The organism is Xanthomonas sp. NCPPB 1062 (assembly GCF_041481705.2).
In the GTDB taxonomy this organism is placed as follows: domain Bacteria; phylum Pseudomonadota; class Gammaproteobacteria; order Xanthomonadales; family Xanthomonadaceae; genus Xanthomonas; species Xanthomonas euvesicatoria.
This window is the reverse complement of the sequence record NZ_CM192987.1, coordinates 1,927,711-1,940,020: the sequence shown is the minus strand read 5'-3', so window position 1 is coordinate 1,940,020 and position 12,310 is coordinate 1,927,711. Positions and strand designations below refer to the sequence as shown.

General features: G+C 64.5%; 11 protein-coding genes and 1 tRNA gene. 3 read left to right on the top strand and 9 right to left on the bottom strand.

The genetic code is table 11. From position 1 onward, the window contains the following. Positions 1–7 precede the first annotated feature (7 nt). The 3 genes from ACCQ16_RS08570 (at position 8) to ACCQ16_RS08560 (ending at position 1,863) form a co-directional block, all read left to right on the top strand. On the top strand, positions 8–916 hold the full coding sequence (locus ACCQ16_RS08570) for a recombination-associated protein RdgC (RefSeq protein WP_372380259.1): 909 nt from the start codon (positions 8–10) through the stop codon (positions 914–916). 373 nt (positions 917–1,289) lie between these two features. After that, positions 1,290–1,646, top strand: coding sequence for a hypothetical protein (locus ACCQ16_RS08565; protein WP_372380257.1), 357 nt, complete (start codon positions 1,290–1,292; stop codon positions 1,644–1,646). Beyond that, entirely contained in the window at positions 1,639–1,863 is a 225-nt protein-coding gene (locus tag ACCQ16_RS08560) for a helix-turn-helix transcriptional regulator (RefSeq protein ID WP_078562379.1), read from the top strand. Before ACCQ16_RS08565 ends, ACCQ16_RS08560 begins: the two co-directional genes overlap by 8 nt. Positions 1,864–1,907: 44 nt before the next feature. Here the strand turns inward: ACCQ16_RS08560 and ACCQ16_RS08555 are convergent. The 9 genes from ACCQ16_RS08555 to hflX form a co-directional block, all read right to left on the bottom strand. Further along, positions 1,908–2,000, bottom strand: a tRNA-Ser gene (locus ACCQ16_RS08555). 83 nt (positions 2,001–2,083) lie between these two features. Next, a complete protein-coding gene (csrA, locus tag ACCQ16_RS08550; protein WP_003481884.1) occupies positions 2,084–2,296 on the bottom strand; it encodes a carbon storage regulator CsrA in 213 nt (70 codons plus the stop codon). A gap of 139 nt (positions 2,297–2,435) precedes the next feature. Then, complete coding sequence (alaS, locus tag ACCQ16_RS08545; protein WP_008574630.1) at positions 2,436–5,084, bottom strand: alanine--tRNA ligase; 2,649 nt, start codon at positions 5,082–5,084, stop codon at positions 2,436–2,438. A 101-nt stretch (positions 5,085–5,185) separates the two neighbouring features. Further along, positions 5,186–5,674: a recombination regulator RecX gene (gene recX, locus ACCQ16_RS08540; RefSeq protein WP_372380256.1), complete on the bottom strand. Its 489-nt coding sequence runs from the start codon at positions 5,672–5,674 to the stop codon at positions 5,186–5,188. 308 nt (positions 5,675–5,982) lie between these two features. Beyond that, positions 5,983–7,017: a recombinase RecA gene (gene recA, locus ACCQ16_RS08535; protein WP_008574635.1), complete on the bottom strand. Its 1,035-nt coding sequence runs from the start codon at positions 7,015–7,017 to the stop codon at positions 5,983–5,985. A 172-nt stretch (positions 7,018–7,189) separates the two neighbouring features. Beyond that, positions 7,190–7,831 carry a transcriptional repressor LexA gene (lexA, locus tag ACCQ16_RS08530; protein WP_011347110.1) on the bottom strand — a complete coding sequence of 214 codons (642 nt, stop codon included), beginning with the start codon at positions 7,829–7,831 and terminating at the stop codon, positions 7,190–7,192. Positions 7,832–7,918: 87 nt separating this feature from the next. Continuing rightward, positions 7,919–9,595 carry a 2-polyprenylphenol 6-hydroxylase gene (gene ubiB / locus ACCQ16_RS08525; RefSeq protein ID WP_008574639.1) on the bottom strand — a complete coding sequence of 559 codons (1,677 nt, stop codon included), beginning with the start codon at positions 9,593–9,595 and terminating at the stop codon, positions 7,919–7,921. A gap of 465 nt (positions 9,596–10,060) precedes the next feature. After that, complete coding sequence (locus tag ACCQ16_RS08520; protein ID WP_008574640.1) at positions 10,061–10,555, bottom strand: CinA family protein; 495 nt, start codon at positions 10,553–10,555, stop codon at positions 10,061–10,063. A gap of 427 nt (positions 10,556–10,982) precedes the next feature. Continuing rightward, on the bottom strand, positions 10,983–12,302 hold the full coding sequence (gene hflX / locus ACCQ16_RS08515; RefSeq protein ID WP_014089980.1) for a ribosome rescue GTPase HflX: 1,320 nt from the start codon (positions 12,300–12,302) through the stop codon (positions 10,983–10,985). Between the last annotated feature and the right edge of the window lie 8 nt (positions 12,303–12,310).

Here is a 12,310-nt window from a genome sequence, read left to right as displayed (position 1 = left end):
ACCAACCATGTTCTTTCGCAACCTCACCATGTTCCGCTTCCCCACCTCCCTCGACCTGTCCGCCGTCGAGGAGCTGCTGCCCCAGTGCGCGCTCAAGCCGATCGGTCCGCTCGAGATGGCGTCCCGCGGCTTCGTCTCCCCGTTCGGCCGCGCGGAGACCGAGCAGCTCAGCCACCGACTGGGCGACTTCCTCTGGCTGGCCGTCGGCGGCCAGGACAAGATGCTGCCCGGCGCCGTCATCAATGACGCGCTCGAGCAGAAGTGCGCGGAGATCGAGAAGCGCGAAGGCCGCCGGCCGGGCGGCAAGGCGCGCAAGCGCCTGAAGGACGACCTGATCCATGAACTGCTGCCGCGCGCCTTCGTCAAGAGCTCGCGCACCGATGTGATCCTCGACCTGGCGCACGGCATGGCCATCGTCGACACATCCAGCCGCAAGGTCGGCGAAAGCGTCGTGTCGGAGATCCGCGGCATGCTCGGCAGCTTCCCGGCCCTGCCACTCAACGCCGAGGTGGCACCGCGCGCCGTGCTCACCGGATGGATCGCCGGCGAGCCGCTGCCGGAATCGCTGAGCATCGGCGAGGAGGCCGAGCTGCGCGACCCGATCGAGGGCGGCGCCATCGTGAAGTGCCAGCACCAGGAACTGCGCGGCGACGAGATCGAGAAGCACCTGGAAGCCGGCAAGCAGGTGACCAAGCTGGCGCTGGTGCTGGACGACAACCTGTCGTTCGTTCTGGGCGATGACCTGGTGATCCGGAAGCTCAAGTTCCTGGACGGCGCGCTGGACCAGCTCGACGACGTCGAGGGCGACGGTGCGCGTGCGGAGCTGGATGCGCGCTTCGCGCTGCAGTCGGCCGAGATGCGCCGCCTGTTCCTTGTGCTCGAGCAGGCGCTGCGCCTGTCGAAGGTGGAGGCCTGAGCCATGTCTACCGAGGTTGAGCTGTCTTCCGAGCTACTGCACATCCTTCGACACGCCTTAGGAGTCGGTGATGATGGCCGGCGCGCCGCGTATCGCAATCACTTCGTGACCGGCCAGGGAAGCACAGACTATCCGCTCTGCAAGGAGTTGGTGGCGCGTGGCCTCATGACGCAGCGGAGCGGTAACGAGCTGACGGGAGGATGCGACCTATTCGTGGTAACCGAGGCCGGACGGTCGGCGGCACGCCCGGCACCAGCCCCAAAACTAACTCGTTCCCAGCAGCGCTACCGAGCCTGGCTCGACTCCGATTCCAGTCTTCGTTTCGGTGAGTGGATCCGCATGCGGGCACCGAGTGCGCCACAGGTAGGTGCGCATGGCTGACGGCTCCCGCTCCCTGCCCCGCCAGGCCCGCAACAACGGGCTTGCCGTTGGCGGCCGGCCCATCCGCGTGCCGGTCGGCAAAGCCACCGTGCGGCAGCTGTTGAAGCGTCACCTTCGCGAAGAGGGCAAGCGCATGCAGGACCTTGCGGAACCGTGGCAGTGCTGCAGACAGAACGTCTACGACCGGTTCTGCAGCGCCTGCGCCATTGCGCCTGGCCACATTGAAGCGGCGATCGCTTTCTTGGGTTTGGACGAGTTCGACGCGGCCGAGCTGCTACTGCTCGGCGCGCGCGAGGCCGGCTGGAACATCGACACGAAGTACCTGCTGAAGGAGACACCCGATGCCTGACACCGAGACCGAGCTGCGGCTCCTGCCCATCAAGGACGTGCGCGCAAAGGTCGGGCTGAGCCCGGCGACGATCTACCGGCAGATGCAGGCCGGGAAATTCCCCAAGCCGCACAAGGTCTGCTCCCGTTCGCTCTGGCTTTCGACAGAGCTGGACGGATGGATCATCCAGCAGACCGCTTCCGCAAGTGTGGGGCAGAACATGGGGCATGCAGCCTAGAAAACGAAAAAAGCCCCTTTTTACGGGGGCTTTCTCCTTGACATTGGCGGAGCGAGAGGGATTCGAACCCTCGATAGAGCTTTTGACCCTATACTCCCTTAGCAGGGGAGCCCCTTCAGCCGCTCGGGCATCGCTCCAGTTTTTGCTGCCTGCCGCGATGTCCGTGGCAGGCCGCGAAGAATACCGGGTAAGAGGGGCTAACGTAAACCCTTGACAACGATCAATTCGAAGAATCGTCACCGTGATGTGCGCCGGAAGCGACCGGCTCATCCCCACGCTGGATGCGCTGATAGATTTCTTCGCGATGCACAGCCACATCCTTAGGTGCGGTGATACCGATACGCACCTGATTGCCCTTGACGCCGAGAACGGTCACGGTGACCGAGTCGCCGATCATCAAGGTTTCGCCTACCCGGCGAGTGAGGATCAACATTTTGCAAATCTCCTGGAACCGGTGGATTTCCCACCAGCATCGACGGCCTCCTGACTGAGACGCGCCCTACGTAAAGGGAATAGACCAGAAATGGTAGCGGGACATCCTGCTAGCCAGCAAGGCATAGCAGGACAAGTGTTCAGCCCAAGTGTTGCTTGACCCAGAGGGGCACACCGTCGAGTGCGGTCGCAAGGGCGGGCCCGTCCTCGCCACCACCCTGGGCGAGATCCGGACGGCCGCCGCCCTTGCCGCCGATCTGACTGGCGATGTGACCGAGGAGTTCCCCTGCCTTCACCTTGCCAGTTGGGCTGCCGTTCACACCGGCGACGAGCGCCACCTTGCCGCCCGAAGCGCCAGCCAGCACGATGACCGAATCGCCGAGCTGCTGCTTCAGGCGATCCATCGCATCGCGCAGCGCCTTGGCATCGAAGCCCTCCAGACGCACCGCGACAACCTTGACTCCGACAACATCGATCGCGCTAGCGCCCAAATCGGCAGTCGCACCCGACGCCAACTTGGCCTTGAGCGATTCCAGCTCGCGCTCCAGCCGCTTCTGGCGCTCGGTCAGTGCGCGCACCTTGTCCACCACCTCGCTGGTGTTGCCGCCGAGCAGATTGGCCGCTTCCAGCAGGCGACGTTCCTCGTCAGCCACATAGTCCAGCGCGCCCTGCCCGGTCACCGCTTCGATACGACGCACGCCCGACGACACGCCGCCTTCGGAGGTGATCTTGAACAAGCCGATGTCGCCGGTGCGGGTGACGTGGGTACCGCCACACAGCTCAGTGGAATAGCCGCCCATCTTGAGCACGCGGACGTTTTCTCCGTACTTCTCGCCGAACAGCGCCATCGCGCCGAAATCCAGCGCCTCCTGCATGGCCATGTTGTGCACTTCCACGCCATGGTTGGCGCGCACTTCGGCGTTGACCTTGCGCTCGATCACAGCGAGCTCGTCGGCAGTGATCGGCTGGAAGTGCGAGAAGTCAAAGCGCAGACGATCAGGCGCGACCAGCGAACCCTTCTGTTGCACATGCGTTCCCAGGACTTCGCGCAGGGCGGCGTGAAGTAGATGGGTGGCCGAGTGGTTGAGGATGGTCTTGCCGCGACGTTGCGTGTCGATCCCGCCGGCAAGCACATCGCCAAGCGCGAGCGCGCCTTCGCTGATGCGCCCCACATGCCCGTGGAACTGGCCTGCGAACTTCTGCGTATCGGTAACGTTGATCGACACGCCGGGGCCGCTCAGCTGGCCGCTGTCGCCGACCTGGCCGCCCGACTCGGCATAGAACGGCGTGCGGTCGGTGAACACGATCACCTCATCGCCCGCTTCCGCACGTTCGACCGGACGGCCCTGCTTGAGCAGTGCCACGACCTTGAGGGCATCGGCATCGTACGCTTCGTAGCCCAGGAACACGGTCGGCGACATGCTGGCGACCAGGTCCGCCGGCAATGCGACGCCACCGCCGAACTTGCCAGCCGCGCGCGCCGTCTCGCGCTGGCGCTCCATCGCGAACTCGAAGCCCTCCATGTCCACGCGCATGCCGCGCTCGCGCGCGATGTCGGCAGTCAGGTCGACCGGGAAGCCGTAAGTGTCGTACAGCCGAAACGCGTCGGCGCCCGGGATGATGTCCTGCGAGCGCGATGCGACCTCGTCGAAGATCTTCATGCCGGCGTCCAGCGTCTCGGCAAAGCGCTCTTCTTCGGCCAACAGCGCGCGCGCCACAGTGTCCTGCGCCACCACCAGTTCGGGATAGGCTTCGCCCATCAGCTCCACCAGCGTGGGCACCATCTTGCTGAAGAACGGCTGGCGCACGCCCAACATCCAACCATGGCGCAGCGCACGCCGGATGATCCGGCGCAGCACATAGCCGCGGCCTTCGTTGGAGGGCAACACGCCATCGACGATGAGGAAAGAACAGGCGCGGATGTGATCAGCGATCACCCGCAGCGACTTATTCTCCAGATCGGTGATGCCGGTCAGCGCACTGGCCTTGCCGATCAACGCCTGGAACAGGTCGATTTCATAGTTGGTATGGACGTGCTGCAGGATCGCAGCCAGACGCTCCAAGCCCATGCCCGTGTCCACGCACGGCGCCGGCAGCGGCACCAGGGTGCCGTCGGGCTGGCGATCGAACTGCATGAAGACCAGGTTCCAGATCTCGATGAAGCGGTCGCCGTCTTCATCCGGGGACCCCGGTGGACCACCGGCGATGTGATCGCCGTGGTCGAAGAAGATTTCGGTACACGGGCCGCAGGGGCCGGTATCGGCCATCTGCCAGAAATTGTCCGACGCGTAGGGGGCACCCTTGTTGTCGCCAATGCGTACGATGCGGCTTTCCGGGATGCCGATCATGTCGCGCCACAACGCAAAGGCTTCTTCGTCGGTGTGATAGACGGTGACCAGCAGGCGGTCGGCCGGCAGCTTCCAGACCTGGGTCAACAGTTCCCATGCCCAGGCGATGGCGTCCTTCTTGAAATAGTCGCCGAACGACCAGTTGCCGAGCATTTCGAAGAAGGTGTGGTGGCGTGCGGTGTAGCCAACCGAGTCCAGATCGTTGTGCTTGCCACCGGCACGCAGGCAGCGCTGCACGTCTGCGGCACGGACGTAGCTGCGCTTCTCCGCGCCAAGGAAGACGTCCTTGAACTGGACCATGCCGGAGTTGGTAAACAGCAAGGTGGGGTCGTTGCCCGGCACCAGCGGCGCGGATGGCACGATGGTGTGGCCCTTCCCCTCGAAGAACGCGAGGAAGTCACTACGAATCTGGGAAGTGCTGAATTTGGCGGGTGCGTTCATGTGCTGGCATTGGGCGGGCGGCAGTCCCGGTCACCCAATGACATGTGGGCGCAGATGAGCGGAACAACCTGAAACCACGAAGGGTAGCAGGCCTGACGCCCTCAGTCCTCAAGGTCGAAGCGCGTGGCGGCGCGAATGCTGTTGCCGTCGAAACCCCGCCGGGCCAGCAGATCGGCGGCCTTGCGCCGCTGCGGAAGGTCGGTTGGGCCTTGTTCGCCGAACCGACGGCGGATCAGGTCGCGCGCGTTTTCGGCCCAATCCCCTTCGAAGGTCGCCAAGGCGGCACTGATGGCCTCGCTATCCAGGCCATGGGTCCCGAGCTCGGCACGAATATGCAGCGGGCCATAACCAGAACCGGCGCGATTGCGCACCACTGCAGCAGCGAAGCGGGTGTCGTCCTGCCACCCCTCGTCCGTGAGCCGATCGACGGCCGCCTGCGCCGCATCTGGCTCGATCCCGCGGGCCAGCAGCTTGCGGTTCAATTCCTTGCGCGAATGTTCGCGCCGCACCAATAGGCCGAGTGCGCGCTGGACCGGCGTCTGTTCCTTGAACCGGCGCCCCCGGTTTGGTGCGGGCTCTTGCTCGTCCATCGTTGAGGTGTCCCGAATGGCCAAGATCAGTTACGACATCAATGCGCCGTCCATGGCGCCTGCCCTCCTGGCCTTCGATAGATCTACCGCGAGAAGCGACGGCACTGACTCCGCCGTCCTCGCGATAGAAAAACTTCAACACGCTCGAACCTGCTGCCCCAGCGCCGGGCGGACGTGGGCGGCAATGGAGCGGTGGCGTACCGTGCGAGGTTCCGCCCACCGCTCACCAACAGCATCAGCATCAGCATCACCGTCACCGATTCCCGGCAAACCGACTCCGGCGACTGGTGATGTTGTGCGGCTGCAACTTATTCCTTGTCTTCGTCGTCGCCGGCCTCGCGCGGTGCTTCGGCAGGCTGGAACTTCTCACGCAACTCGGCTTCCAGCCGGGTCGCAACCTGCGGGTTGTCGCGCAGGTAGGTCCGCGCGTTGTCCTTGCCCTGCCCGATGCGCTCATCGCCGTAGCTGTACCAGGCGCCGGCCTTGTCGACCAGCTTGGCTTCCACGCCCATGTCGATCAATTCACCCTCGCGGCTGATACCTTCGCCATACAGGATTTCGGTCACGACCTGCTTGAACGGAGGCGCCAGCTTGTTCTTGACCACCTTGATCTTGGTCTGGTTGCCGATGATCTCGTCGCCCTTCTTGATCGCACCGATACGGCGGATATCCAGACGCACCGAGGCGTAGAACTTCAGCGCGTTGCCGCCGGTGGTCACTTCCGGGCTCTGGCCCGGCATCATGACGCCGATCTTCATGCGCAGCTGATTGATGAAGACCACCAGCGTGTTGGAGCGCTTGATATTGCCGGTGAGCTTGCGCAGCGCCTGGCTCATCAGGCGAGCCTGCAAACCAGGCAACTGGTCGCCCATCTCGCCTTCGATTTCCGCCTTTGGCGTCAGTGCGGCAACCGAGTCGACCACCACGATATCAACCGAACCCGAGCGCACCAGCATGTCGGCAATTTCCAGTGCCTGCTCACCGGTATCGGGCTGCGACAGCAGCAGGTCGTCGACGTTGACGCCCAGCTTGGCCGCATAAATCGGGTCCAGCGCGTGCTCGGCGTCGATGAAGGCAGCGGTGCCGCCGTTCTTCTGGCACTGGGCGATGGCTTGCAGGGTCAAGGTGGTCTTGCCGGAGGATTCCGGGCCGTAGATTTCGACCACGCGGCCCTTCGGCAGGCCGCCGATCCCCAGGGCGATATCCAGCATCAGCGAGCCGGTCGGGATGACTTCGACTGCCTCGATGACGCGGTCGCCCATGCGCATGACCGAACCCTTGCCGAATTGCTTTTCGATCTGGCTCAGTGCGGCGGAAAGGGCGCGCTTCTTGTTCTCGTCCATCTGGGTGATCCTCGTCAGTGATTTCGGTATGGGGCTAATGTAGCGGCGGTGTATCGCACAGGCTGAGACTGCAGGCGACACACTCAGATTAGGGAGGCGGAAGGTCCCGCGGCAGCGGGAAATCCTGCGGTGCCAGCTCGGAGAAACGCCGGCACGGCCATCGGCGCAGACCTCAGCGGTTAGGCCTCAACAGTCCGCAATACAGTCCTTCAATCGCGAAATCCTGATCCGGTAGCACCTCAATGGGCGCGTAGTCCGGATTGCGCGGCAACAGCCGGATGCGGTCCTTGCCGATCTTCAGCAGCTTTACCGTGATTTCCTCATCGATCCGCGCCACCACGATCTGCCCCGAGCGCGCGTCGCGGGTACGGTGCACGCCGATCAGATCGCCATTGAAGATGCCTTCGTCGCGCATCGAATCGCCTTGCACCTTGAGCAGATAATCCGGCGAGGGCGAGAAAAACACACGATCCAGTACAACGAAGTCGTCCGAGCCGATATCGGCACCGATCGGCAAACCCGCCGCAACGCGGCCCAGCACCGGCAGGCGCAGCACATCGTCGCGGGCCGCCTCGCTCACCGGAGCCGTGCGTGTCTGCGCACCCTGCCCGGCCAGCCGTATCCCGCGCGCCTGGCCTGGAACGCGGCGGATCGCCCCCGCATGCTCCAGCGCTTCCAGGTGATATTGCGCCGCGCGGACGCCCTTGAAGCCGAACGCGCGCGAGATCTCGGTCTGCGACGGCGGAACACCATCGGCATCGATGCGCTCGGCGATCAAGGCCAGGATTGCTTGCTGGGTATCGGTCAGGTCCATGGTTAGTAGTATTACTACTAACGAGCGCCCGCGCAAGTGTTCGCCGCGCCCTGCCTGTACGCCACCACGATGCCCACGCGTCGCGCGCTAGCGCCGGCTTCGCCAGATCGAAAACAGGATCCAGATACCGCACAGCGCCGCGCCGATGAAACCGCCCACACCCAGCGCGAGCAACCAGCGGCTGGCGCTCCCGCCGACGCTGTTCATGACGATCGAGGAGCCGATCACCAACGCGGCAGTCACGATCCCCATCGTGAGGCGATTGGCCGCGCGGTCGACCTGCTCGCCGAACTCGCGCAATGCGCGTGTTTCGATCTGAAGCTGCAGCTTGCCGCGGCGTGCGGCTTGCAACAGGCGCTTGAGGTCGCGCGGCAGATCGCCGATCAGGTCGATCGCGCCAGTCACGGTCCGCCGGCCGCGCCGCACGATGGCGCGCGGCGCATAGCGCTGCAACACCACGCGTTCCAGATATGGGCGTGCCTCGGTTGCCATGTCGAAATCCGGATCGAGCTGGCGCCCCATGCCTTCCAGGGTGAGAAAGGCCTTGATCATCAGCGCCAGATCCGATGGCAGCGTCAGCCCGTGATCGCGCAGGATGGAGGTGACGTCGCCAAGCATTGCGCCAATACGCAATTCTTTCAGCGGCACGCCGCGATACTCGTCGACGAATGCGCCGATGTCTTGCTGCAAACGCGCCTCGTCGATCTCCAGGCTGGTGCCCGCCCATTCCAGCAAGACGTCGATCACTGCTTCGGCGTCGTAGCTGACCATGCCGTGCAGCAGCTGTGCGACCTGAAACCGACGCTGCTCGGAGACGCGCCCGACCATGCCGAAATCGATGACCGCGATGCGCCCATCGCGCAGGTAAAAAATGTTCCCCGGATGCGGGTCGGCGTGGAAGCAGCCATCCTGCAACACCATCTTGAGCACGATGCCGGCACCGGCACGTGCGAGCGCCCTGCGATCCAGGCCGGCCGCATCGACGGCGAGCAGATCGCGCCCCGGAATTCCATCGATGAATTCCTGCACGTTGAGCGACTCGCAGGTCCACTCCCAGTACACCGCCGGCACCACCACCTGCGTATCGTGCGCGAAGTTGGCGGCGATGCGTTCGGCGTTGCGCCCCTCCGCAGCGAAGTCCAGCTCGCGTCGCAGCGAAACGGTAAATTGCTGCACCACCTCGGAAGGACGGTAGCGCTTGAGATCCGGTGCGCGGGTTTCGACGATTTCAGCAAGCCGGGCGAGCAGGCGCAGATCCGCGTCGATGGTGTCACCGATATCGGGACGACGAATCTTCAATACCACCGGCGTGCCATCGACCAACCACGCGCGATGGGTCTGTGCCAGCGAGGCGGCTGCCAGCGGCTGTTCGTCCAGGCGCGCGAAGACGGTTTCCGGCTCCATGCCCAACGCAGCGACCAGCTGTGGGCGAATCTGCTCGAACGGCAGCGCCGGCACCGCGTTCTGCAGCTCGCTCAATTCTTCGATCCACTCCGGTGGCAGCAGATCCACACGCGTGGCCAGCACCTGGCCCAGTTTGACGAAGGTGGGTCCGAGCTCTTCCAGTGCACGCCGCACGCGCATCGCTGCGGACATGCGCAACCGGCCCTCGGCGTTCTGCCAATGCAACAGCCTGCCGGCGCGCTCAAGCACATCGGCCATGCCGATACGACGCACCACATCGCCGAAGCCGTAGCGGATCAGGACCGAGGCGATTTCCTGCAGCCGCCCAAGATCACGTACCGTGCCGAGTGCTTCCCACATCAGCGCACCGCCTGCGAGCGCGTTGCGCTCAGGCAATGCGTGACACTGCAGTAGATAGCAGCCTGCAACGCGGCGATCGATGGGACAGGAGCAAGAAACGAATGCATTGGCACGCGGGGCGGTGAGCGGACCTTGTTTGTAGCCGATCTGCCCTCCGCTGTCGCGCTCTCGCCTCGTCCAAGCTCAGCGCAGGTTGCAAGGCGCGCGGTACATGCGCAACAGGCAGCGTTCGCTGATGAGCTGCCTGCACCCGGGTTGCGCCATTGTCGCTTCGCAGCCTCGTTGCCGCATGTGCCAAGTAACGCGTCCGCTCAGCGTGCTGCAGCGGCGTGTCGACAACGAGGCCAAGCCAGCTCTTGGGACGGCGCTCGGTTACGGCCTTGGGTTTCCAGGCTGTGCGAGATTGCGCCGGAAATGGGGCGCCGCGGATCTGCTGCCGAACGCCATCAGCGGACCCGACGACCGCTAAAGCAGCGCGCTCAACCCGCGCAATGCTGCGACGACGGTCTGACGACGCACAGCATCGCGGTCGCCATTGAACTGGAACAGTTGTGCGGTGGCATAACCGCCACGGCGTTTCCAGCCGATCCAGACCGTGCCGACCGGCTTGTCCTCACTGCCGCCGCCAGGCCCGGCGATGCCGGTCACCGCCACCGCGATGCTTGCGCCGGAATTCACCAGGGCGCCAGAGACCATTTCGATCACCGTTTCGCGACTGACCGCCCCGTGCACTTCCAAGGTCTGTGGGCGGACACCGAGTAGCGCCTGCTTGGCCTCGTAGCTATAGGCGGCCATGCCGCAATCGAACCAGTGCGAGGAGCCGGCGACATCGGTCACCGCCTTGGCGATCCAGCCACCCGTACAACTCTCGGCAGTGACCAGGCGCTCGCGCGCGGCAAGCAATTGCTGCCCGAGGGCTTCGGCCAGCTGCTGCAGTTCGGAATCGGCGGAAAAAGACATGGGCACGGCAAGGAGGGGGCAGCGGACGTTTTAGCCCAATTCGTCGCGCCTGTCTGCCGCTGGCGCCGATTCCGGCTGGGCGCGAGGTGGCCAGGGTTCAGTGGCGATGTGCGGCCAATATGCGGTACGACGGGTCTGGACGGGCTTGCATGTGCGCCGCTGTGCCGGCCGCACGTGGTCAACGTGCAGCGCCGCCTCCAAGCACCGAATCACCGCACCCAGGGCGTCATTCCTGATCACAGGTGTGATGCGCCACATGAGCGCACCACTGCACTCTTGCGCAGCACCCACTGCTCATATTGATTTTCTGTGAGTTCCGGCTGGCCGGGACGAGGCCTGGCAACTGCCGCACAGCGACGCGCTCCACCCTGCCCCATTCGCCTTGAAGCAGCAGCACGGTCGTGTGCGACCGACCGTGCCGCGTCTATCACGCTTCCCAGTCTTCGCGACGATCCGGCAGCATCGCGCGCAGCGGCGCACCGTCCTGCCCGGCGGCCAACCGCTCGGCCTCGACCATCGGCAGATCGACCTCGAGCAACCAACCCTCTTCGTCGGATTGCTCACTGCGCACCACTTCCAGCTGATGCAGCCTGGAACGCAGGCGACCGGCAGACGGTGGTAACCGTAGCTGGCCGGTCAGGTGGCGCAGATCCAGCCGCTGGCCGAGCGCATGCTGCAATTCTTCCAGCCCGCGTCCGTCGCGCGCCGACACCCAGACACGCTCGCGGCGTGCCGGGTCAGGAATGCCGTCCTGCGCGTCGTGGCGCACTTCGGCGCCCTCGATCTTGTCGATCTTGTTGAATACCAGCAGCTGCGGCAGATCGCCGGCACCGACGGCCTGCAACACTTCATCGACCTGCAGGATGCGTTCTTCGCGCAACGGGTCTGCTGCATCGACGACGTGCAGCAACAGATCGGCATCGCGCGCCTCCGACAGCGTGGAGCGGAATGCGGCGACCAGCTCGTGCGGAAGATCGCGCACGAAGCCGACCGTGTCGGCAAGAATCGCACTTCCACCCGGCAACGCAATGCGTCGCACGGTGGGGTCGAGCGTGGCGAACAATTGATCTGCCACGTAGGCCTCTGCACCGGTCAACACATTGAACAATGTCGACTTGCCGGCATTGGTGTAGCCGACCAGTGCAATCCGTGGCAATTCGCTGCGCATCCGCGCACGACGCATCTGGGTGCGCTGCACCTCGACCTTTTCCAGCCGCTGCTGCAACTGTTCGACGCGTTTTTGCAGCAGGCGGCGGTCGGTTTCCAGCTGGGTTTCGCCGGGGCCGCGCAGGCCGATGGAGCCACCGCGCTGACGCTCCAAGTGCGTCCAGCCACGTACCAGCCGCGTGGCCATGTGACGCAACTGCGCCAGCTCCACCTGCAGCTTGCCTTCGTGGCTACGCGCACGTTGCGCGAAGATGTCCAGGATCAACCCGGTGCGGTCGATCACACGCCGCTCCAGATACCGCTCCAGGTTGCGCTCCTGGCCGGGCGACAAAGTGTGGTTGACCAGCACCAGATCGGCACCGGTGGCCTCGGCTGCGGCCTTGACCTCTTCCAGCTTGCCGCTACCGATCAAGGTCGACGGGCTGGGCTTATCGATGCGCGCGGTGAGCGTGGCGGCCACCGTGGCGCCCGCCGACTTTGCAAGGTCGGCGAACTCCTCCATCACATCGTCTTCGGCAGGCCCGCCGGAGTGGGTCTGTATCAATAACGCGTGTTCACCCTTGCGGGACCGATCAAACACGCACTGCT